Source organism: Pseudomonas sp. Wu6, assembly GCF_019891515.1.
Lineage (GTDB): Bacteria > Pseudomonadota > Gammaproteobacteria > Pseudomonadales > Pseudomonadaceae > Aquipseudomonas > Aquipseudomonas orientalis_A.
In genome coordinates this window covers 99028-121491 of record NZ_JAFLXH010000002.1, presented here as the reverse complement: position 1 = coordinate 121491, position 22464 = coordinate 99028, and the positions used below count along the sequence as shown (strand labels likewise).

The following is a 22464-nucleotide window of genomic DNA, read 5'->3' as shown; positions in this document are numbered from 1 at the left end:
GTCCAGTCGACACCCATCTAGCGCTTGACCTGTTTCAGGGTTTCGGCAATCAGGAACGCCAGTTCCAGGGACTGATCGGCGTTCATCCGCGGGTCGCAGTGGGTGTGATAGCGGTCCGACAAACCGTCTTCGGTGATCGGCCGTGCGCCGCCGATGCATTCGGTGACGTTCTGCCCGGTCATCTCGATATGAATGCCGCCGGCATAGCTGCCTTCAGCCTGGTGGACCTGGAAGAACTCCTTCACTTCGCCAAGGATCTGCGCAAAGTCGCGGGTCTTGTAACCGCTGCTGGCCTTGATGGTGTTGCCATGCATCGGGTCGCTGCTCCACAGCACTTGCTTGCCTTCGCGCTGTACGGCGCGAATCAGCCCGGGCAGGTGGTCGCCCACCTTATTGGCGCCCATGCGTGCGATCAGGTTCAAGCGGCCAGGGTCGTTGTCCGGGTTGAGAATATCGATAAGACGGATCAGGTCGTCGGGGTTCATGCTCGGGCCGACCTTGACCCCGATCGGGTTGTTCACCCCGCGCAGGAATTCGACATGGGCGCCATCCAACTGCCGGGTACGGTCGCCAATCCAGAGCATATGGGCCGAGCAGTCGTAGTAGTCGTTGGTCAGGCTGTCGCGACGTACGAAGGCTTCTTCATAGTTGAGCAGCAACGCTTCGTGAGCGGTGAAGAAGCTGGTCTCGCGCAGCTGCGGCGAGTCGTCCATGCCGCAGGCGCGCATGAAGGCCAGGGTTTCGTCGATGCGGTCGGCCAGTTGGCTGTACTTCTCGGCCAGCGCGGAGTTGGCGATAAAGTCCAGATTCCACTTGTGCACCTGGTGCAGGTCGGCGAAGCCGCCTTGGGCAAAGGCGCGCAGCAGGTTGAGGGTCGCGGTGGACTGGTGGTAGCTCTGCAGCAGGCGGTCCGGGTCCGGTACGCGGCTTTTTTCGTCGAAGCCGATGCCATTGACGATATCGCCGCGGTAGGCGGGCAGGGTGACGCCGTCGATGGTTTCATCGTTGGACGAGCGCGGTTTGGCGAACTGGCCTGCCATGCGCCCGACTTTGACCACCGGGCAGCCGGCGGCGAAGGTCATGACAATCGCCATCTGCAGCAGCACCTTGAAGGTGTCACGGATTTTCGCGGCGGAGAACTCGGCAAAGCTCTCGGCGCAGTCACCGCCTTGCAGCAGGAAGGCGCGACCCTGGGTCACTTCGGCAAACTGACGACGCAATTCGCGGGCTTCCCCGGCAAACACCAGCGGCGGGTAACTGGCCAGGCTCTGCTCCACTCGCTGCAGGTGCGCAGCATCCGGGTAGCGGGGTTGCTGCTGAATCGGCAGGGCACGCCAGCTGTCGGGGCTCCAGGGTTGGCTCATCATGCACTCGTTGGGTAGGTTGAAGTTCGGACGCCAATGTTAGCAGCAATTAGTGCGTGACCTGCCGACGTCGCTTGGCTGACAATCGCGCACTTTGCCCTGCAGCCAACCCGTTAGGAGTAGTGATGAGCGAGGAGCGTGTGGAGCGCCTGCTGGCCGAAGTCCATGATGATTTCGGCATGATCCGTGTGCTGGAAGTGGCCGATTACCGTTTTCTCGAATTTGGCGACGCCATCGAGCAAAGTTGCGTGTTTACCGCCGACCCGAGCTGGCTGGAGTATGACTATACCCGCGCCATGTTGATCGGAGCGTTGTGCCATGAGCAGCCGGAGAGTGCGCTGTTCCTCGGCCTGGGCGCCGGCACGTTGACCCAGGCATGCCTCAGGTTCCTGACGCTTGACGATGTTGAAGCCATCGAGCTGCGCCCCGACGTACCGCGCCTGGCGATGGAGTATTTGGGGCTGGACGATGATCCACGCCTGTATATCCGCATCGGCGATGCCCTGCAATTGCTCGACAGCGCTGAACCGGCCGATCTGATCTTCGTCGACTTGTACACCGATGTGGGGCCGGGCGTCGGCCACCTGGCCTGGACGTTCCTCGAGAACTGCCAGAAGAAGCTCAACCCGGGCGGCTGGCTGGTGATCAACCAGTGGGCCACCGATGACGGCAAGCCGCTGGGCGCAGCGTTGTTGCGCGGGTTGTATCACCGGCATTACTGGGAACTGCCGGTGAAGGAGGGCAATGTGATTCTGCTGGTGCCTTCGGAGCTGGATCAGGAGTTGGATCTGGAGGCGCTGGTGGTCCGTGCAGAAGCCTTGGCGCCGCGTCTGGGGTATTCGTTGCAGGCGTTGATCAAGGCGATTCGGCCGGCGACTTAGTCGTCTGTACCGGCCTCATCGGGGGCAAGTCGAATCGTCGCACTGGCCCTGCCACATTTTGATTTGTGAATACATTCAAGTGTGGGAGGGGGCTTGCCCCCGATGGCGGCCTCCGGGCTGGCCAGGGTGTTGGATTGGGTTGAGTACATATCCGTTTCTGCGGTAACGGCCACTTAGGGTTCCGCCCTGACGGCGGGTCACTTTGGAAAAGCCCCAAAGTAACCAAAGGGCTCTTGCCCCACCACTCGGCACCTCGCTTAGGCTCGGTGTGCCCGAACGCAGGCTTGAATCCGTGGGCCGCCGCCACGCGCCATCCATGGCGCGGGGCGGCTAACCCGGCGTCCTGCCGGGTTGCCCACGGATTCAAGCCTGCGTTCGGCCAGCGTGGTTTAACGGGGCGCCTGAGATCAAGATCAAAAGCAGATCAAGATCAAGAGCGACTCGCTTCGCATCGTGGTTACCGGCGACTCGCTGCGCATCGTGGTTAGGGTTGGGCGCTGCAGCGTTGTGTAGATGCCTATGGCCCATTAGGCGGTATGGCCAAGTCAAATACCCTTGAACACGCCCGGGCGCTTTTCGATCATCGCCCGCACGCCTTCCTTGGCATCCTCGCTGTTGAGCAATTTATCCACCATCGGCGGCAACGCGGCCGCCGCTACGGTCTCACCTTCCCTGTGTGCCAGTCGCGCCGACATCAGCGTTGCCTGCACCCCAAGCGGCGCCTGGCGTGCGATGCGATTGGCCAACTCGATGGCGCGCGGCAGCAGGTCTTCGCTGGCCATCACTTCCTGCACCAGGCCCAGGCGCAGGGCTTCATGGGCGTCAAATTCATCGCCGGTCAGCAACCAGCGCATTGCATTGCCCCAGCCGGCGATCTGATGAAAGCGTAATGTCGCGCCGCCGAACGGAAAGATCCCACGCTGCACTTCCATCTGCGCGAAGCGAGTGTTGCTGGCGCAAAGGTTGATATCCGCCGCCAGCATCAGTTCGATGCCGATGGTCAGGCAGTAGCCGTGGACGGCGACGATCACCGGCTTATTGACCCTGGGGCCGGCGAACACGCCCCAGGGATCGCAGCCACCCAGAGGCGGTTGCCAGCCTCCGGCCATTACCCCGCTGACGTTGGCCAGGTCGAGCCCGGCGGTGAAGTGGTCGCCATGGGCAAATACCACGGCAACCCGCGCGTCATCGTTTCGATCAAATTCGCCATAGGCCATGCTCAGTTCGTTGAGCAGATCCAGGTCGAAAGCATTGCGCTTGGCCACCCGGTCCAGTCCCAACAGCAGGACATGGCCCTGAAGTTCACGGCTGACGCGGCTGGTGCTGGCTTGATTCATCGGGTGTGCCCTCGGGCGCGGGTAAGGTTTCAGACCAAAGGGACGGTCTGGACAGGTGAACCGTTTAAGCGTGATGACCAACAGGGCCGGGCTTGTGAAAAATAGACCCTGGCGCAGTTATCTGCAAAGGCTGTGTCGCAGCACGGTTTCTCAGTGCTTTTCGATAAAAAAAGCTCCCTTTTTCAGCTATTTCCGGTATAGTGCGCGCCGGCCTTTAACCGGGCCGCGTTTAGGTAGCGCAATTCCCCGAAGTCAGCTTCGGCTGCACGTCCGCACAGCGGACTCTTCCTTGACGAATCTTTTTCATTCATTCGTTTTCGCAAATCCCCGCCGACAAAGCAGCCAGGGCGACTCTTGAGTCTCAACACGGCATGCGCAGCTTTGGAGCATGGGTCTTTGCGGATGCACTTAGAGGCAGACCCATGACCCAGGAAACCGGCGGCTTCGCCGCTTTTAATCTTAACCCGAACATTCTCGCCGCAGTCATCGCGACTGGCTACGAAGAACCTTCGGCTATTCAGCAGCAATCGATCCCGATCATCATGGCCGGCCAGGACATGATTGGCCAGGCGCAAACCGGTACCGGTAAAACCGCCGCGTTCGCCCTGCCTATTCTGCATTGCATCGATCCTGCCAAGCGCGAGCCGCAAGCCCTGATCCTGGCGCCAACCCGTGAGTTGGCGCTGCAAGTAGCAACCGCTTTCGAAACCTACGCCAAGCAAATGCCAGGTGTAACCGTTGTGGCCGTTTACGGCGGCGCGCCTATGGGCCCACAACTGAAAGCCATCCGTAACGGCGCACAGATCGTTGTCGCCACCCCGGGCCGTCTGTGCGACCACCTGCGTCGTGACGAGAAAGTGCTGTCGACCGTGAACCATCTGGTTCTGGACGAAGCCGACGAAATGTTGAAGCTGGGCTTCATGGATGACCTGGAAGTCATCTTCAAGGCACTGCCACCGACCCGTCAGACCGTGCTGTTCTCGGCCACCCTGCCGCAGTCGATCCGTGCCATTGCCGAACGCCACCTGCGCGATCCGCAACACGTGAAGATCCAGACCAAGACCCAGACTGTCACCGCGATCGAACAGGCTCACCTGTTGGTTCACGCTGACCAGAAGACCTCGGCTGTATTGAGCCTGCTGGAAGTCGAAGACTTCGACGCCCTGATCATGTTCGTGCGCACCAAGCAAGCGACCCTGGACCTGGCCAGTGCCCTGGAAGCCAAAGGCTACAAGGCCGCTGCGCTGAACGGTGACATTGCCCAGAACCAGCGTGAGCGCGTGATCGACTCCCTCAAGGATGGCCGCCTGGACATCGTTGTGGCAACCGACGTTGCTGCCCGTGGCCTCGACGTTCCACGTATCACCCACGTGTTCAACGTTGACATGCCTTACGATCCGGAATCCTACGTTCACCGTATCGGCCGTACCGGCCGTGCCGGTCGCGAAGGTCGTGCGCTGCTGCTGGTCACTCCACGTGAGCGCCGCATGCTGCAAGTGATCGAGCGTGTAACCGGCCAGAAAGTTGCCGAAGTCCGTCTGCCGGATGCCCAGGCCGTTCTCGATGCGCGCATCAAGAAACTGACCAACAGCCTGGCGCCACTGGTGGCTGACGCTGAATCGACCCACGGCGACCTGCTGGACCGCCTGACCGCCGATATCGGTTGCACCCCCCGTGCCCTGGCTGCAGCGTTGCTGCGCAAAGCCACCAACGGTCAGGCCCTGACCCTGGCGGCCATTGAGAAAGAACGCCCACTGGTACCGAACAACGCGCCACGCGGTGATCGTCCAGAGCGTACCGGCGACCGTCCAGACCGTGGTGATCGTGAGCGTCGCGCTCCGGTCCCATTGGCCGAAGGCCGTGCCCGTTGCCGTACCGCGCTGGGCGCGCGTGACGGTATCGCGGCCAAGAACCTGCTGGGCGCTATCCTCAACGAGGGTGGCCTGGCACGTGAAGCCATCGGTCGCATCCAGGTGCGTGACAGCTTCTCCCTGGTGGAGCTGCCGGAAGACGGCCTGGAAAAACTGCTGGCCAAGTTGAAAGACACTCGCGTTGCCGGTAAGCAGTTGAAGCTGCGTCGCTACCGCGAAGATTGATCCGCCGTCAGGCTGATTGATCGCACATAAAAAATCCCCGACTGGTTCGGGGATTTTTTTTGCCTGGGATTTATGGCCGGCACTCGATTGTGGTGAGAGGGGCTGCGTCAGCCAAAACGATAGATATCCATTCCAAGCGCGCCCAGTGTGAAGCCCTGGTGCGCCACGCTGAAATCTCCGCCCACCCCCCGCGCGAAGTACAGCGGCAGCAAGTGCTCATCGCTGGGATGGCTGCGCACGGCGTGTGGCGCCTGGCGGCGATAGTCATGCAAGGCTGCGTCGTCATTGGCCGCCAGCTTGTCGACGACCCAGTCGCGAAACTCCAGCGCCCATGGCGTGATGGTTTCAGGCCCTGCGCGCCAATCCAGCTCGCCCAGGTTATGGGTGATGCTGCCGGAACCGATCAGTAGCACACCTTGCTCGCGCAGGCCGGCGAGCGCCCGCCCGACCCGGCTCTGCTGGGCCGGGCCCATGCGGCTGGGCAGCGACACTTGCACCACCGGGATATCCGCCGCCGGGTACATCAGGGACAGGGGCACCCAGGTGCCATGGTCGAAGGGGCGGTGCTCATCGATGTGCGCACCCAGGCCATCGGCATGCAGCAATTCGACGATTTCAGCGGCCAGCCGTGGGTCGCCCGGCGCGGGATACTGCACGGCAAACAGCTCGCGGGGGAACCCCCCGAAGTCATGCCAGGTCTCGGGTGCGCTGGCGCCACTGACCAGCAACTCCTGGCTTTCCCAATGCGCCGATACCACCACAATCGCCTTCGGGCGCGGCAGCTCGGCCGCCAGGCGTTGCAACGCCGGGCCGCTCGCGCCGGGTTGCAGGGCGAGCATGGGGGAGCCGTGCGAGATAAACAGGCTGGGGAGCATAATAGGAGTCCTGAGCGTTAACATAGGCCCATCTTCAGTCAGATCATCAATCAAAATCTAATATAAGTTTTAGTGCTTTTTGATCGAATTTTCGAGGTAATTTATGCAGCCTGAGTTTTGGCAGGAGCGTTGGGCCCGCAACCAGATTGGCTTTCATTTGCCCGAGGTCAACCCCTATCTGCAGCGGCATTGGCCGCAGTCGGGGCTGGTGGACGGGGCCAAGGTGCTGGTGCCGTTGTGTGGCAAAAGCCTGGATCTGGTATGGCTGGCCAGTCAGGGCTGCCACGTGATGGGGGTGGAACTGTCCGAGCAGGCGGTTGAGGCGTTTTTCAGCGAGCAGGGGCTGGCGCCGCAGATCAGCCGAAGGGGCGACTTCAAGGTGTACCAGACGGGCTTGATCGAAGTGTGGTGTGGCGATTTCTTCGCGCTCGACGCACAGGCAGTCGCTGGTTGCAGCGCCCTGTATGACCGTGCAGCGTTGATCGCGTTGCCGCCGCTGATGCGCGCCCAATACGCCGAGCGCCTCACTGCCTTGCTAGGCCGTGGTTGTCAGGGCCTGCTGGTTACGCTCGATTACGACCAGGTGCAAAAGGCCGGGCCGCCTTTTGCCGTCAGCGATGCTGAAGTGCGCGTATTGCTGGGCGAGCACTGGGCATTGGACAGGCTCGAAGAGCAGGACATTCTCGGCGAAAGCTGGAAGTTTGTTCAGGACGGCGTCACCCGCCTTGACGAGCGGGTTTACCGGTTGACCAGGGTCTGAATCACGCCCGCAAAAAAGGGGCGATTCAATCGCCCCTTTTGTCTTGCCCGATGCTGTCAGCCGCGACGACGCAATGCGTCAATCCGCTCTTCCAGCGGTGGGTGGCTCATGAACATGCGCGCCAGGCCTTGCTTGATACCACCGTTGATACCAAAGGCGGTCAGGCTGTCCGGCATATGCACCGGCAGGCCTTGTTCGGAGCGCAGGCGCTGCAGTGCGCCGATCATCGCGCTGGTGCCCGCCAGGCGTGCGCCGGCTTCGTCTGCGCGGAACTCACGTTTACGCGAGAACCACATCACGATGGCGCTGGCCAGGAAACCCAGCACCAGCTCGGCGAAGATGGTTGCCACGAAGTAGGCGATACCGCGGCCTTCTTCATTCTTGAAGATCACCTTGTCGACGAAGTTGCCGATGATCCGTGCGAAGAACATCACGAAGGTGTTCACCACGCCCTGTACCAGCGCGAGGGTGACCATGTCGCCATTGGCCACGTGGCCGATCTCGTGTGCCAGCACCGCTTTGACTTCGTCCGGCGAGAAACGCTCCAGCAGGCCCTGGCTGACGGCGACCAGTGCGTCGTTCTTGTTCCAGCCGGTGGCAAAGGCGTTGGCCTCGTAAGCAGGGAAAATCCCCACCTCGGGCATTTTGATGCCTGCTTCTTGAGACAACTGCTCCACGGTTTGCATCAGCCATTGTTCATGGCGAGTGCGTGGTTGAGTGATGATCTGGGTGCTGGTGCTCATTTTCGCCATCCACTTGGAGATGAACAGCGAGAACAGCGAACCGGCAAAACCAAAGACCGCACAGAAAATCAGCAGCTGATTGAGGTTCAGATCAACCCCGTTGGCCGCCATGAACCCATTGAAGCCAAAAAGGCTCAGGGTGACGCTGGCAATCAGTACGACTGCCAGGTTAGTGGCCAAGAACAGCAGGATGCGCATCATGGTTGTAGAATTCTCCTCATGCTTAATATGTCGCTTACTGCGGGGTATATAAGGTGCGGCCTGGGGTGATTCAACCGGGCGACTATTTCAAACTGTGTCCTACAGCGAAAATGTAACGCGTTGAAGGGATTTTCCCACATCCAATCCCCGGTAGATTAGCCGCCAAGCGTGTCGAACAGCCCGTTAACACTAGGGCAGGGCGGCTGGCGCGGTGCCATCGTCGGCGCCGAGGCAGCTCTTGCCAAAGAAGTGTTGCCAGATAATCGCTGTACGACCAAATGAAGGTCGTACAGCCACATTTCCCTTACTGGCGATAGGACTTGAGGAAGTTGCCGATGCGACCGATGGCCATATCCAGCTCATCCACGCGCGGTAGGGTCACCACGCGGAAGTGGTCCGGCCACGGCCAGTTGAACGCGGTGCCTTGCACTACCAGCAGCTTTTCCGACAGCAGCAGGTCGAGCACGAATTTTTCGTCGTTGAGGATCGGGCAGACTTTCGGGTCAATCCGCGGGAACGCGTACAATGCCCCCATGGGCTTCACGCAGCTGACGCCCGGGATGGCGTTGAGCAGCTCCCAGGTACGGTTGCGCTGCTCCAGCAGGCGCCCCTGGGGCAGGACCAGGTCGTTGATGCTCTGGTAGCCGCCGAGGGCGGTCTGGATCGCGTGCTGGCTCGGCACGTTGGCGCACAGGCGCATATTGGCCAGCATGTCGATGCCTTCGATATAGCTCTGGGCGTTGTGCTTGGGCCCGGAGATGGCGATCCAGCCGGAGCGGAAGCCCGCGACGCGGTAGGACTTGGACAACCCGTTGAAGGTCAGGCACAGCAGGTCGGGTGCCAGGGAGGCGGTGCATACGTGGACCGCGTCATCGTAGAGGATCTTGTCGTAGATCTCGTCGGAGAACACCACCAGGTTATGTTGGCGCGCCAGTTCAAGCATGCCCAGCAGCACTTCCCTGGAATACACGGCACCGGTGGGGTTGTTCGGGTTGATGATCACCAGGGCCTTGGTGTTCGGGGTGATCTTGGCCTTGATATCGGCCAGGTCAGGGAACCAGTCGGCACCTTCGTCGCAGAGGTAATGCACCGGGTGCCCACCGGCCAGGGTCACGGCGGCGGTCCACAATGGGTAGTCCGGCGCCGGCACCAGCACTTCGTCGCCGTTGTTGAGCAGGGCCTGCAGCGACATCACGATCAGCTCGGACACGCCATTGCCCAGGTAGATGTCCTCAATCCCGACACCTTCCACCTGCTTCTGCTGGTAATACTGCATCACCGCCTTGCGCGCGCTGAACAGGCCTTTGGAGTCGCTGTAGCCCTGGGCCGTGGGCAGGTTGCGGATCACGTCCTGGAGGATTTCGTCGGGCGCTTCGAAACCAAAGGGCGCCGGGTTGCCGATGTTCAGCTTGAGGATGCGGTGGCCTTCCTCTTCCAGGCGTTTGGCGTGCTTGAGCACCGGGCCGCGAATGTCGTAGCAGACGTTGGCGAGCTTGTTCGATTTGCTGACCTGCATGGCGATGTGATCCTGAAAATGAACGATCCAGACGGCGTGGGCACTACCGTACTGTGAATCCTGCGCGGCCCGCACCTTAAATACGTTTGAATGCCGGTGGCGCGGGTGCCAGACTGGCGTTTTGAAGAGGCGCAATCATACGTGCCGCCTGATCCACGGAAAAGACACAGATCAGGGTTTTTCAGTTGCCGAGGTGTACCCATGGAAAAGCTGCAGAAAACCGTTGAAGAATGGAAAGCCATGCTCGATCCGGAGCAGTACAACGTGTGCCGTCTCAAAGGCACTGAGCGACCTTTCAGCGGCAAGTACAACGAAACCAAGACCGACGGCGTGTATCACTGCATTTGCTGCAATGAGCCGCTGTTCGATTCCAAGGCCAAGTTCGATTCAGGCTGCGGCTGGCCCAGCTTCTACGAGCCGATTGCCGACAGTGCCATGGTTGAGATCCGCGATGTCAGCCACGGCATGATCCGCACCGAAGTCACCTGCGCCAAATGCGATGCACACCTGGGGCACGTGTTCCCGGACGGCCCGCCGCCGACCGGCCTGCGTTACTGCATCAACTCGGTGTGCCTGGAGCTGGTGCCGCGCTGAGAGAACACGTGTTCGGCCACAATGTGGGAATGCCAGTCCGTTAAGCGTACATCGCCCTTTGTAGGAGCGAGCTTGCTCGCGAAAAATGTCGACGATAATGCGTGCTTTCTGAATGAGCGCGGGGACTGTGAGTTTTTCGCGAGCAAGCTCGCTCCTACAAAAAGCCTTTATTGACTGGCATTCACATTGGGGGCTGGTTGATGGCACGTCATCATTCCCGCTTATTAGTTTGTACACAATTCAATTGCGTACTATCTTTCTGCTTCCCCTTTGCCAGAGTCACTGCCATGAGCGAAAACCTGCTGAGCATCCCTTGCACCACCATCAAGGGTGAGCAAAAGACCTTGGCCGATTTTGCCGGCAGGGCCATCCTGGTGGTCAATACCGCCAGCAAATGTGGTTTCACCCCGCAGTACAAGGGCCTGGAACAACTCTGGCAGCAATACAAGGACCAGGGCCTGGTGGTGCTGGGCTTTCCGTGCAATCAGTTTGGCAAGCAGGAGCCGGGCAACGAAGGCGCGATTGCCGAGTTCTGCGAGCTGAACTTCGGCGTCAGTTTCCCTTTGTTCAAAAAGATCGACGTCAACGGCGGCGACGCCCACCCGCTGTTCGTGCAGTTGAAAAAGCAGGCGCCGGGGCTGCTGGGCTCAAAGAGTATCAAATGGAATTTCACCAAGTTCCTCATCGGACGTGATGGCAGGCAGGTCAAGCGTTTTGCACCGACCACCAAGCCTCAGGCTCTGAGCCAGGAGATTGAAGCGCTGCTCAAATGACCGATGCCGGCCCCAGTCAGAGGCTTGTCGTCTCAGGCACCCACAGGTCCAGCAGGGCTTTGAGTTCTTCACGGCGAAACGGCTTGGCCAGGTAGTCATTCATCCCCGCCGCACGGCAACGTTCACGCTCTTCGGCGAGGGCGTTGGCGGTCAAGGCAACGATCGGCAGGTCTGGCCAGCGGCCGCTCCGGCGAATCTGCCGGCTCGCTTCGTAGCCGTTCATCACGGGCATGTTGCAGTCCATCAACACCAGATCGAAACGTTGGTCCTCAAGACACTTGAGGGCTTCGCCACCATGGGCGGCCACAATGACCTCGCAGCCAAGCTTGCCGAGCATGCCCTTGGCCACCAGTTGATTGACCGGGTTGTCCTCCACCAGCAGGATGCGCGCGCGATGGCTGAGTGACGTGGCGTCGATTCGGACCGGGTCCGCCATCGGTTGCGTGTCGCTGTGCAAATTACGCTGCAGGATCTGATAGAGCGCGTTACGGCTCAGCGGGCGTGCCTGTTGCTGCAGCGGTGCCAGCGCCGCGACTTCTTCGCCGGGCATGAAATTGCCATAGGCCGTTACTACCAGGATCGGCGCGGTAATGCCCAGCCTCAGGCGGAACAGGCACTCCGGGCAATCGGTGATCAACAGGTCGGGATGCTGTCCGCTCAGGTCGTCTTCCATGGAATAACAACGCGGCGCCAACCCCCAGTGGGGCAGCAGCAGGGTGAGCAACTCTCCCAGGCCACTGCTTGGGTTGGTAATGACGATCACGTCGCCCGCCAGTGGTACTTGAGCCACCGCCGGCAAGTGGGTGGGCAGCGGCAGGTCGACGCAGAACTGGCTGCCGAAGCCGACCTCCGAACTGATACTCAAGCGGCCCTGCATGGCCTCGCACAGGTTATGGGTCAATGCGAGCCCCAGGCCCGTGCCGCCAAATTGGCGCGTGATACCGGCGCCGGCCTGGGTAAACGGCTGGAAAATCTTCACCTGCGCGTCCTGGGCAATGCCGATGCCGGTATCGCAGACCTCAATGCGTACGCCATCGCCGTGTTGGCTCAGGCGCACATCCACGCGGCCGAAGCGGGTGAACTTCAAGGCATTGGACAGCAGGTTACTGACGATTTGCCGTACCCGCGTCGGGTCGCCGATCACCTGTGCAGGAAACAGCGGGTCGATCAGGCAGGTCAGTTCCACGCTGGGTGCGGCGTTTTGCGACAGCAGGTTGGCGGTGTCTTCCACCAGTGAGCCCAGGTCGAACGCGATACGCTCAAGCTCCAGTTGACCGGCGTCGAACTTGGACAAGTCGAGGATATCGTTGAGCAACTCCACCAGGACCTTGCCGGAGTCATGGGCGATGGACAGTTGCTGGCGCTGCTCGGCATTGAGCGAGCTGTCCAGCGACAGGGCAATCATGCCCAGCAGGCCATTGAGCGGGGTGCGGATTTCATGGCTCATGTTGGCCAGGAACGCCGCCCGCGCCTGGGCCATTTCCAGGGCGGTCAATCTGGCAGCCTCCAGTTCATCATTGAACTGGCTCAAGCGTTGGTTGCTGGTCTTGAGCTCGAGGGTGCGCGCAGAAACGATGTCCTCGAGCTGACCCAGGTATTCGGTGAGACGATCCTCGGCATGGCGACGCTGCTGAATCTCGGTTTCCATGTTTTCGAACTGCTGGTTGGCAACGTTGACCAGCACACCGATTTCGTCATGCTCATGGCCCGGCGGGCAGTCCAGGCGCGCCTGTCGGCGCGTGCTCAACGCTCGGATAATGCGTACCAGCGGTTGGGTGAGCATGACGTAGAACAAGCCCAGCAGGATCCCGGTCAACAGCAGGCTGCGGATAAAACCGTTGAGCAACGTGACCTCGGCGCGGCGCAGGAAGCGGCTGCCGAACGCGTAGGTGTCTACATCCAGGCGCAACACCCCGAGGGATTCGTCGGGCATGTGGCTGAGGTACAGACGGTCCTCGAATGGACGGTTGGCGCCAAACAGAAAATCGCTGACGGGCCGATAATGGCTTTCCTTGCGCGGCCGGTCGACGTCGGCCAGCACCACGCCGTTGTTGTCGATCAACTGGGCGTGAACAATGACAGGGGAGTGCAGCAGGCCCAGGGTCAGTTCCTGGGCGAGTTCGGCATCGATGTTATAGGCGATGCGCGAGGCGGGGTTATGGCTGATTTCGATCAGCGAGCGTATTTCGCGGTTGATGGATGCGTCTTCGCTGGCATAATCAATGCCGATTTGGATAAGACTGAGCAAGGTTCCCAAGACGAAACCGACCAGCACAGTCAATCTGGCTTGTTTATAAGACAAGCGGTGGGCGAACTTGATATCCATCGAGTGTTGAACCACTTCACGTTTCCCTTCGCCCGGCAAGCATAGCTGAACATCCACCAATGCTGACTTGCCCGGCATGAATCGAATTTCGCAGCCTTGTGCGGTCTGCCGCTGGGTTGCCAATACGCCATCTTTTACAAGAACTTGCCAGAGGAATAGACGTGGATTCTCGATTGAGTGCCTTTCTTGAGCGGGCTGACGCAGTGCTCGCGCGCCTGGAACCCCTGTTACCCGCTGCGCGCCAAGCCATTGACTGGAATCACTGCCTGGCCGCGCGCTGGCAGCGCGAGGGCCGCACAGGCTTCCTGTTGCCGCTGCAAGTGAGCCTGGACATGCGTCTGTCGGACCTGATCGGCGTCGACAAGCAACGCGAAACGCTGGCGCGCAACACCCAGCAGTTTCTTGACGGCTTACCCGCCAACCATGCGCTGCTATGGGGTTCGCGTGGCACCGGCAAGTCCTCCATGGTCCGCGCCTTGCTCGCCCAGCATGCCAAGGCCGGCCTGCGCTTGATCGAAATTGAGCGTGACCACCTGGCCGACCTGCCGCGCGTGGTCGAGCAACTGCTCAAGCTGCCGCAGCGTTTCATTCTGTTCTGCGACGACCTCTCGTTCGAAGCAGGCGAAGGCGACTATCGCGTGCTCAAGAGTGTACTGGATGGTTCCCTGGAGCAGGCGCCGGAAAACGTATTGCTGTACGCCACCTCCAACCGCCGTCACCTGGTGCCGGAGAACCAGAGTGACAACGACAATTGGAAGCGCGTGGATGGCGAACTGCACCCGAGCGAGGCGGTGGAAGACAAGATCGCCCTGTCCGACCGTTTTGGCCTGTGGCTGTCGTTCTATCCATTCACCCAGGAACACTTCCTGGATGTGGTGGAACACTGGATCGGTGAGCTTGCAGGCAAGGCCGGCCTGCAGTGGCAGCGCGATGAACAACTCGACATTCTCGCCGTGCGCTGGGCTACCGGCCGCGGTAACCGTAATGGCCGCTGTGCCTATCAGTTCGCCCGTTACTGGGTGGGTCTCAAATTGCTGGAGCGTCAACCATGATCGATTTGCAACAGACCGGCACCGGTCTGGATGGCTATGCGCTGCTGTGCGCGCAACTGGAATCGCTGCTGGCCGATGAGCGGGATTTCATCGCCAACAGTGCGCAATTCTCCGCGTTCCTGTTCAATCAACTGGACGACCTGAACTGGGCGGGTTTCTACCTTAATCGCAATGATGAGCTGGTGCTTGGCCCATTCCAGGGCCAGATTGCCTGTGTGCGGATCCCTTTCGGTCGTGGTGTGTGCGGAGCCGCCGCCGCGACCCGGCAGACCCAGCGAGTGGAAGACGTGCATGCGTTTGCCGGGCACATTGCCTGTGACAGCGCCTCAAACAGCGAATTGGTGGTGCCGCTGGTCAAGAACGGCCAATTGATTGGCGTCCTTGACCTCGACAGCCCGTCGCTGGCTCGTTTTACCCCCGAGGACCAGTTGGGTATCGAACAGTTGGCAGCTATTTTCCTGCGCTTGACCGATTGCTGAGCGAGCGAGGCGGGGAACGCCAGTCAGTTAAGCGTATACCGCCCTTGTAGGAGGGAGCTTGCTCGCGAAAAATGTCAACGATAACGCGTGCTTCCTGAATGAACGCGGTGCCTGTGAGTTTTTCGCGAGCAAGCTCGCTCCTACACTGACTTATTGGCTGTCCAGTTCATGCAGTTGAACTTGCAGCGCCCGTTCCAGCTCGAGCATGAGCTTTTCCAGGGATTTGATCCCCGCCTCGACCACTCGCCGATCATCGTCGCGGGAACAGGCTTGTTCCAAGGCTTCGCATTGCCCGGCCAGGGCATTGGCTTGGACGATGCGTGCGGCCCCCTTGATCTTGTGGGCTTGTTCGATGATGTCCATGGGCGACGCCTTGCGCTCCAGTAGCGCGGTGAGTGCCTGACGATCATGAACGCTGCTGGTCAGCAGTTCTTCGAGCAACCGTCGACTCAATTGCGGATCGCCTCCCGTCAGCGCGTCCAGGCACGCCAGGTCCAGGCGCTGGCTCGTGGGCTGCGGTGTGATCTGCGCCAGTTGCCGCTCCAGTATCGTGAGACTGATGGGCTTGAACAGGCAGTCGTCCATGCCCGCTTCCAGGCAGCGTTGTCTTTCTTCCGGCTGGGCATTGGCGGTGAACCCCAGTACCACGCAGGGTGCCAACTGTTCGCGTTGCTCGTACTCACGAATGGAACGGCTTAACTCGTAGCCATTCATGATGGGCATGTTGCAGTCGGCGATCACCAGGTCGAACTGTTCCTGGCGCCAGGCCTGGAACCCGGCGGCACCGTGCTCGGCGGCGGTGAACTGATGGCCCAGGTAGCCCAGTTGCTGGCACATCAGCAGGCGGTTCGCCGGGTGGTCGTCTACCACCAGCACATTGAGTACCGGGGTAGAGGCCGGCTTGGCGGGTGCATGCTCGCCCACGGTCGTCACCGGGTGCAGGCGCGGCATTTTCAGGTTGACGTGCACCTGGGTGCCGACCATGGGCACGCTGCTCAAGCTTAACTGGCCGCCCATCATTGCGCAGAGGCTGCGGCAGATCACCAGGCCCAGGCCGGCGCCACTTCTGGCCAGGTGCCCGGAGTTGTCGGCTTGGGCGAATGGCTCGAACAGGCGCTGCTGGTCTTCCCGGTTGATGCCTATGCCGGTGTCCTCCACCACCAGCTTCAGTTCGACCTGTTCCGGTGTCTGGCTCGGTTGCACCTCAACCTTGATCTTCACCTGCCCATGTTCGGTGAACTTGATGGCGTTGCTCACGAGGTTGGACAGCACTTGCTTGAAGCGCAGCGGGTCGATCAAGACTTCGATGTCGCTCGGATCGGGCTTGAATTCCAATAGCAGGCTGAGGGTTTTCTGGCGGGCAAGCCCATCGAAGACACGCACCACCGACTCAATCACCTCCCGCAGATTGACGCGCTCCGGGGCCAGGCTCAGGCGCCCGGACTCAATACGCGCGATATCGAGAATATCGCCGATCAGCTCCAGTAGATCCTTGGCCGAGTTGTACGCCACTTCTATCGCCGGCCGGTCGAGATGGCCCTGGTCGGCGCGCTTGAGCGTCAGTTCCAGCATGCCGATCACCGCGTTCATCGGCGTGCGTATCTCGTGGCTCATGGTGGCAAGGAAGGTGCTTATGGCGCGGTTGGCCTCATCGGCGCGTTCCTTGGCGGCACGCAGCTCATCAAACAACTGGCGCCGTTCACTGATGTCGATCCAGCCGCCAATGATGCCCTGGACTTCGCCGATGGAGTCGCGGTAGGGCAGGATCCAGTGGTAGATCGTCAGCTTCCTCTCATGGATATGCAGGGTGCGGTCCAGGATCAAGGGCGTGCCCTCGGCCACCACCCGCAGGTAATCGGCATGGTACTGCGCTGCTTCGGGCGCCAGGGCCATGTTCATCTGGGTCACGCTTTTGCCGATCACCTCCTCTCGCTTGACGTCGAATGTCTGCAGGTAGCTGTCATTGCAGGTTTGCAGCAAGCCGTTACGATCGCGTACATAGATGGGGTGTGGCGTTTCGTTGACCAGCGCGCGCATGAACTCGAACTGGTCGTTGAGGGCGCGCTCGGCCATTTTTCGTTGCCTGATCTGGCGGCGCATGTAGGCATTCCAGGTCAGCGAAACCAAAAGCAACAACCCGGTTCCGATGACGATCCTGGCAATCAACTGGTTGTAATTGCGCCAATAGCTGTCGGACTCGACGGTGTAGCCGCGCCAGCGGCTGTTGATCACGCCCATTTCATCCGGGGCGATACTGAGCAGCGCTTTGTCGAGGATCGAGCTCAATTCGGTGGCATGGCGGGATGTGGCCAGGGCGAACGTCGCCGGGCTGGTGCCGATGGTGGTAGTGATCTGCAACTTGTCCCGGAAAACCTTCGAGGACAGGAAGTAGTTGGCGATCAGCAGCGTGTTCACAGCGCCGTCCACTTGCCCTTGTGCGAGCAACTCGGATGCCCTGAAGGTATCGCCGGTTTCCACCAGTTGAATCCGGGGATAGTCCTTGCGCAAGGTATCGGCCAGTGGGGTACCTTGGGTCACCGCCAGGCGCTTGCCCGTCATCTGCTCCAGGTTCAGGGGCGCTCCAGGCTCTTTGCGGGTCAGCAGCACATAGGAGTTTTCCAGGTAGGGGCGGCTGAAACTCAACTGCGCCTCCCGTTGGTTACTCGGCACGATGGCCCCGATGATGTCGATATTCTGTGCGGCGACCTGCTCGATCATATCGTCGACCTCACGCCCGCGCTGAACCGCGAAACGCAAGCCCGTCCGCAAGCGAATGAGTTCTAGGAGGTCGGCGGTGATACCGCGAAAGTTGCCCTCTGCGTCGAAGAAGGTGAGGGGGGCAAAGGTTTCATTGACGACAACCTTCACAACCGGATTGGCCTTCAACCAGCGTTCTTCGCGCGGAGTCAGTTGCAGTTTCTTGTCGGTCAGCAGGATATCGCTGCCGGCGCTCCAGCGCTTGGCGATGCTGTCGCGTTCGTTGATGGGCACAGCCGCCAGCACCGTGTCGACAATGCTCAAGAGAATCAGGTTGTCGTGGCGCAGGGCGAAGCTGAAACCGTAAGCCTCATGCTTGCCGAAATTGGCCATGCGAATGTTCTTGAGGTAGCCCTTGTTAATCATGAAATGGGTGGAAATGGTGTCGCCCAGAAACACATCTGCCTGGTCGAATGCCACGGCATTCAGCGCATTCTGATAAGAGGGATAGGGGCGGATATCTGCCTTGGGGTACAGCTTCTCCACCTCGTCGAGGGGCAGGTAATGGTAAACCAGGCTCAAGCGCAACCCTTCCAGGCCATTGCCGAGACTGCGGGTTTCTCCTTCGCGAGTGACCAGTACCGGCTGGTCCACGGCATAAGGGGCCGACAGTGTGAGATGGGGGTTTGCGGCCTCAAAGCCATTGGAGGAGCCCAGCAAGTCAATGTCGCCGGCTTCAAGGGCTTCAATGGCGGACAAACGGGAAGGGTAACGCAGGACCTTGACCGGTATGGCGAGCGCCTTGGCCAGTAGACCCGCATAATCTGCCGTGAGCCCCTCGTAGTCGCGGCCACTGGAGGTGAGGTCGAACGGCGGGTAGTCAGGCGCAGCAGTACCCAGTACCAGCTCGCGCTTGTACTGCAGCCACTGGCGCTGGGTTCTGTCCAGTCGAGTGTCCAGTTGAACGGTTCCCGCGCGACTCAATAAGGTGAAGTGCTGTGGGGGGATGGAGGAGTCCGCGAGCACGGCAGTGCTGAAGTACAAGCTGGCACTCAATATGATCAAATAGTCCTTGATACGGCTGGGCATCCGTTTTCTCACACTAGCGCGTTTCGTTTTGCCATCTCGATGAGCTCAACTAAAGATTGAGCTTTTAGTTTTTGCATTAAACGCTTTTTATAGGTGCTGACTGTTTTATTGCTCAGGAACATGCCTTTGGCTATTTCCTTATTAGTGCGACCTTGTGCAAAAAGTTGCAGGACCATGAGTTCCCGGTCGTTAACGGCTTTGAACAGTTCCAGCTCCTGAGTGTCCGCGCCTTCGGTTCCATTTGCATTTAATGCCTGGCTGGGGAAGTAGTTGTAACCGGAAAGTACGGCACGAATGGCGCTCAGCAGTTCGGTCAGGTCGCCTTCCTTGCAGACATAACCGTCAGCGCCGGAACGCATGCAGCGCGTGGCAAACAGGGTTGGGCACTGGGCCGTGAGCACCAGGGTTTTCATCGAAGTGTTCATGGCGTTGAATCGGCAGAGCACTTCGAGGCCGTCAAGTTTCGGGATGCTGATATCCAGGACTACCAGGTCGGGCAGGCATTCGCGGACCATTTGTATGGCATCGCATCCGTTATCCGTTTCTCCAACGACTTTGTAGCCTTCGTGTTCCAGTAACATTCTGATGGCAAGCCGTATAACGGGGTGGTCGTCGATAATAAAAACGGTGTTCATAATCAAATTCCATGCAGGTGCAAATAAAGCGGTCACATTAGCTCAGAAGAAGCGGCAGCAGCATGAAGCGAGGGGTGAACAAGTACAAAACAGGAAGTTTCCTACGTCAAAAAAGGTAGAATCCTACAAGTCGATCGGTAATTGTGAAACTTGATGTTTGGGCTTTCAGGGTGTCTGGCATGGCCAGCGGTCAAAAGCGTTTTGCGACGATGATTACGTTATTTTTCGCAGTTGATAAGGTTAAAGTTCTTACTTTGACAGGGGTTAAGTCAAGACCATTAAACTTGCAAGTTCATCTCTGTTTAACGGTTTTGACAAACAGCCCAGCAGTGGAAGGTTGCGCTGCGCAGCTTGTGTGGTCAGTTTGAGCAGTTCCGTCGCTGGGAGACTGCTCAATAGAATCGCACTGGTAATAAATTGACCGCGGCTGGCGATTTCCACCAGTTCCAGACCGGGCAGGTCAGGCAGGCATTGGTCGCATAACATCAAGTCGTAAGAGAACTTGCACTGAGTCATTGTGCGTATGGCCTGCTCCGCATTTTCCACGGGGGTGAGCTGGTCGAAACCAAAGCTTCTCAGCAGGCACTGGGTGGCCAGGAGTTGAAAGGGATGATCCTCCACCAGAAGAATACGAAGGGGGTGTCTGGGCATAAAGAGCACACAGTAAGTCAAGCATCGATGGGAGCGTGGGGGTTGCTCGTCTGGTTCACGGCGGCGTGCGTGATTATTCCTCGGGAATATGTACGAATTCGATCAGGCCGCTCTGTTCCCATCGTAGGGCAATTCCTTTAGGGCGCAGGGCGGCGTGGTCAGGACGTTATTGAGGACTGGAGCGCCCGGTCATTTCCCGCGCCATCTCGGTGGCATAGCTGTCGGTCATGCCGGCGATGAAGTCGATCATGCGCAGGAACGAGGCATGTAACGACCAGGCGGGGTCCGGCGCGCTGTTGCCCAGCAAGTCGAGGATGCGCCGGTTCTTGAACGACGGCGTGCGCCCGCCGTGTTGCTCCAGGGCCGCACCGCAAAATGCGTTCAGCAGAATCTCCAGGGTGGTGTAGGCGCCGATTTCATGCAGGGTCTTGCGCTTGTCCTGGAAGATTTTCTTGCGCGCCATGTCCTTGGCATCCAGTACGCAACGCTTTGCCGGACCGTGCATGTGTTCCACCAGATCGCCAGGCAGGGTGCCGGCAAGCAGCGCGTCCTGCTGTTCGACGAAGGCACGCGCCGCCGCGTTGGTCAGGTGCTCAATGGCCTTGCCGCGCAGGATTGCCAACTTGCGACGGCGGGAGTCCGACGCGCCTAATTGTCGATACGTCTGCGGCAGGTCATCACCCACCAGGTCGAGCAGCAGTGACTCGACTTCGGCGTACTCGAGCAACTCCATTTCCAGGCCATCTTCCAGGTCGATCAACGCATAGCAGATGTCGTCGGCGGCCTCCATCAAGTACACCAGCGGGTGGCGCGCCCAGCGTTGTTCCTCCAGTTGAGGCAGGCCGAGTTTTTGCGCGATCTGCTCCAGAATCGGCAACTCACTCTGGTAGCAGCCGAACTTGTGTTTCTTGTAGCCCAACGAGTCCGCGTGGCGGGCAGTCCAGGGGTACTTGAGGTAGGTGCCCAAGGTGGCATAGGTCAGCCGCGTGCCGCCGTCGAATTGATGATACTCAAGCTGGGTCAGTACGCGGAAACCCTGGGCATTGCCTTCGAAGTTGAGGAAGTCATTGCGCTCGGCACCGCTCATGTCATCCAGCCAGCCGCGCCCGGCGGCCTGCTGGAACCAGTGGCGAATCGCGTCTTCGCCGGAGTGCCCGAAGGGCGGATTGCCGATGTCATGGGCCAGGCAGGCCGATTGCACCACCATGCCCAGATCGCTCGGATCGCACCAGTCGGGGAGGGCACCGCGCAGCGTTTCGCCGACGCGCATACCAAGGGAGCGCCCCACACAACTGACTTCCAGCGAGTGGGTCAGGCGCGTGTGGATATGGTCGTTGCTCGTCACCGGATGCACTTGGGTCTTGCGGCCCAGGCGACGGAAAGCGCCAGAGAAAATAATGCGGTCATGGTCTTTGTGGAAAGGGCTGCGGCCCAGTTCTTCAGGGCTGTGCAGCGGCTTGCCAAGACGTTCGCGGGTCAACAGGGTGGGCCAATCCAAGGCGGGTACGCTCCGTACGGTAAATGACAGTTGCAGCTTCCCGTTTCCACGCAGGCGGGGCAAGCGCAAATGTTGAAGTCGATTGTTTCGATAGCGATGAACAACAAGTCCCGGCCGCCGTTGCGCAAATGGCCCGGCGGTCAGGACGTGGTGTTGAACGAGCGGGGCTTATCGTTTGCGCGAGGCGCCTTGCATGGCCAGCTTGATCAGCGGAATCAACCCGGCCCCCAGCCGTACCAGGCGCGTTACGCTGCTGATACTGCCGCCCTTGGCGCCTTTGCCGGTAAAGAACCCCATCAGGGTCACCGCCGCCACGCCCCACAGCGGCGCGTGCTTGATGCCCAGGCTGTCCTGCCAGTTGTGACGCATGTCGCGCACTCTGTGCAGGGGCGCCATGAGTTGCTGGGATTCATGACGGATTTCCTGACGGTGCATTTCCATGCGCAGGCGAATCAACGCCTTGCGCATTTCCCGACGGGACGTGTTTTGCGGTTCAGGCAGGCTCATGGCAACAGGCGCTCCCGGTCATTGGCCAGTTCTTCGAGGGTGGCATGGAAAGGCGTGGACTCATCGAACACCGCCGCTTTCAAGCGTACCCCGCAGAACGCTGCGGCCAGGGTGTAGAACACACACAGACAGATGATGCCGGTGAGGCGGTAGCCGGTGTCCCACACCAGGATCATGACCAGTGTCGATAACCCTACCAACAGCAGCAGGGCAAACACCAACGCCAGGCCGGCGAACAGCAGCAGGCTGACAGTGCGTGCCTTCTGCTCCTGCAACTCGATGCCAAAGAGTTCGACATGGCTGTGCAATAAGCCGAGCACGGCGGCGCCCAAGCGACGGGAGGTGGTACCTGCGCCCTTTGACGAGCTGGATTCGTCGATAGCCATGATA

19 protein-coding genes are annotated in these 22464 nt (G+C 59.9%); 7 read left to right on the top strand and 12 right to left on the bottom strand.

Annotated elements, in window-relative coordinates:
- Positions 1-17: 17 nt before the first annotated feature.
- The gene (locus tag J1G34_RS01755; RefSeq protein ID WP_065885145.1) at positions 18-1364 is read right to left on the bottom strand and encodes a class II 3-deoxy-7-phosphoheptulonate synthase; all 1347 of its coding nucleotides are present in this window, start codon (positions 1362-1364) and stop codon (positions 18-20) included.
- A gap of 125 nt (positions 1365-1489) precedes the next feature.
- Between J1G34_RS01755 and J1G34_RS01750 the strand changes: the two genes are divergently transcribed.
- On the top strand, positions 1490-2245 hold the full coding sequence (locus tag J1G34_RS01750; RefSeq protein ID WP_065894705.1) for a spermidine synthase: 756 nt from the start codon (positions 1490-1492) through the stop codon (positions 2243-2245).
- A gap of 545 nt (positions 2246-2790) precedes the next feature.
- Here J1G34_RS01750 and J1G34_RS01745 read toward each other — a convergent pair.
- Entirely contained in the window at positions 2791-3582 is a 792-nt protein-coding gene (locus J1G34_RS01745; RefSeq protein WP_065885147.1) for a crotonase/enoyl-CoA hydratase family protein, read from the bottom strand.
- Between the two features lie 422 nt (positions 3583-4004).
- Here J1G34_RS01745 and J1G34_RS01740 point away from each other — a divergent pair, with 422 nt between their 5' ends.
- Complete coding sequence (locus J1G34_RS01740; RefSeq protein ID WP_065885148.1) at positions 4005-5678, top strand: DEAD/DEAH box helicase; 1674 nt, start codon at positions 4005-4007, stop codon at positions 5676-5678.
- Positions 5679-5785: 107 nt separating this feature from the next.
- Here J1G34_RS01740 and J1G34_RS01735 read toward each other — a convergent pair whose 3' ends face one another.
- Entirely contained in the window at positions 5786-6553 is a 768-nt protein-coding gene (locus J1G34_RS01735) for a DODA-type extradiol aromatic ring-opening family dioxygenase (RefSeq protein WP_222993143.1), read from the bottom strand.
- A gap of 103 nt (positions 6554-6656) precedes the next feature.
- Here J1G34_RS01735 and J1G34_RS01730 point away from each other — a divergent pair, with 103 nt between their 5' ends.
- Complete coding sequence (locus J1G34_RS01730) at positions 6657-7313, top strand: thiopurine S-methyltransferase (RefSeq protein ID WP_222993141.1); 657 nt, start codon at positions 6657-6659, stop codon at positions 7311-7313.
- A 56-nt stretch (positions 7314-7369) separates the two neighbouring features.
- Here the strand turns inward: J1G34_RS01730 and htpX are convergent, their stop codons facing one another.
- Positions 7370-8257, bottom strand: coding sequence for a protease HtpX (gene htpX / locus J1G34_RS01725; protein ID WP_065885152.1), 888 nt, complete (start codon positions 8255-8257; stop codon positions 7370-7372).
- 304 nt (positions 8258-8561) lie between these two features.
- The gene (locus J1G34_RS01720) at positions 8562-9773 is read right to left on the bottom strand and encodes a pyridoxal phosphate-dependent aminotransferase (protein ID WP_065885153.1); all 1212 of its coding nucleotides are present in this window, start codon (positions 9771-9773) and stop codon (positions 8562-8564) included.
- 201 nt (positions 9774-9974) lie between these two features.
- Between J1G34_RS01720 and msrB the strand changes: the two genes are divergently transcribed.
- Together msrB and J1G34_RS01710 are read left to right on the top strand one after the other, a co-directional pair.
- Entirely contained in the window at positions 9975-10367 is a 393-nt protein-coding gene (gene msrB, locus J1G34_RS01715; RefSeq protein ID WP_222993139.1) for a peptide-methionine (R)-S-oxide reductase MsrB, read from the top strand.
- A gap of 287 nt (positions 10368-10654) precedes the next feature.
- Positions 10655-11140 carry a glutathione peroxidase gene (locus J1G34_RS01710; protein WP_222993137.1) on the top strand — a complete coding sequence of 162 codons (486 nt, stop codon included), beginning with the start codon at positions 10655-10657 and terminating at the stop codon, positions 11138-11140.
- A gap of 16 nt (positions 11141-11156) precedes the next feature.
- On the opposite strand, the gene J1G34_RS01705 is transcribed toward J1G34_RS01710, so the two are convergent.
- A complete protein-coding gene (locus tag J1G34_RS01705) occupies positions 11157-13466 on the bottom strand; it encodes a hybrid sensor histidine kinase/response regulator (RefSeq protein WP_222993135.1) in 2310 nt (769 codons plus the stop codon).
- Between the two features lie 161 nt (positions 13467-13627).
- On the opposite strand from J1G34_RS01705, the gene J1G34_RS01700 reads away from it, so the two are divergent.
- Positions 13628-14518: an ATP-binding protein gene (locus J1G34_RS01700; RefSeq protein ID WP_065936909.1), complete on the top strand. Its 891-nt coding sequence runs from the start codon at positions 13628-13630 to the stop codon at positions 14516-14518.
- A complete protein-coding gene (locus J1G34_RS01695) occupies positions 14515-14997 on the top strand; it encodes a GAF domain-containing protein (protein WP_065894712.1) in 483 nt (160 codons plus the stop codon). The genes J1G34_RS01700 and J1G34_RS01695 overlap by 4 nt, the downstream gene beginning before the upstream one ends.
- Positions 14998-15147: 150 nt before the next feature.
- Here J1G34_RS01695 and J1G34_RS01690 read toward each other — a convergent pair whose 3' ends face one another.
- The 6 genes from J1G34_RS01690 to J1G34_RS01665 form a co-directional block, all read right to left on the bottom strand.
- Positions 15148-18783, bottom strand: a complete 3636-nt coding sequence (locus J1G34_RS01690; protein ID WP_222993133.1) for a transporter substrate-binding domain-containing protein — start codon at positions 18781-18783, stop codon at positions 15148-15150.
- 8 nt (positions 18784-18791) lie between these two features.
- Positions 18792-19418: a response regulator transcription factor gene (locus tag J1G34_RS01685; RefSeq protein ID WP_065885160.1), complete on the bottom strand. Its 627-nt coding sequence runs from the start codon at positions 19416-19418 to the stop codon at positions 18792-18794.
- Between the two features lie 264 nt (positions 19419-19682).
- On the bottom strand, positions 19683-20069 hold the full coding sequence (locus J1G34_RS01680; RefSeq protein WP_065894808.1) for a response regulator: 387 nt from the start codon (positions 20067-20069) through the stop codon (positions 19683-19685).
- Positions 20070-20235: 166 nt separating this feature from the next.
- The gene (locus J1G34_RS01675) at positions 20236-21567 is read right to left on the bottom strand and encodes a deoxyguanosinetriphosphate triphosphohydrolase (protein WP_065885161.1); all 1332 of its coding nucleotides are present in this window, start codon (positions 21565-21567) and stop codon (positions 20236-20238) included.
- A gap of 168 nt (positions 21568-21735) precedes the next feature.
- Positions 21736-22074 carry a hypothetical protein gene (locus tag J1G34_RS01670; RefSeq protein ID WP_065885162.1) on the bottom strand — a complete coding sequence of 113 codons (339 nt, stop codon included), beginning with the start codon at positions 22072-22074 and terminating at the stop codon, positions 21736-21738.
- Positions 22071-22460, bottom strand: coding sequence for a phage holin family protein (locus J1G34_RS01665; RefSeq protein ID WP_057722765.1), 390 nt, complete (start codon positions 22458-22460; stop codon positions 22071-22073). Before J1G34_RS01665 ends, J1G34_RS01670 begins: the two co-directional genes overlap by 4 nt.
- Positions 22461-22464: the final 4 nt, after the last annotated feature.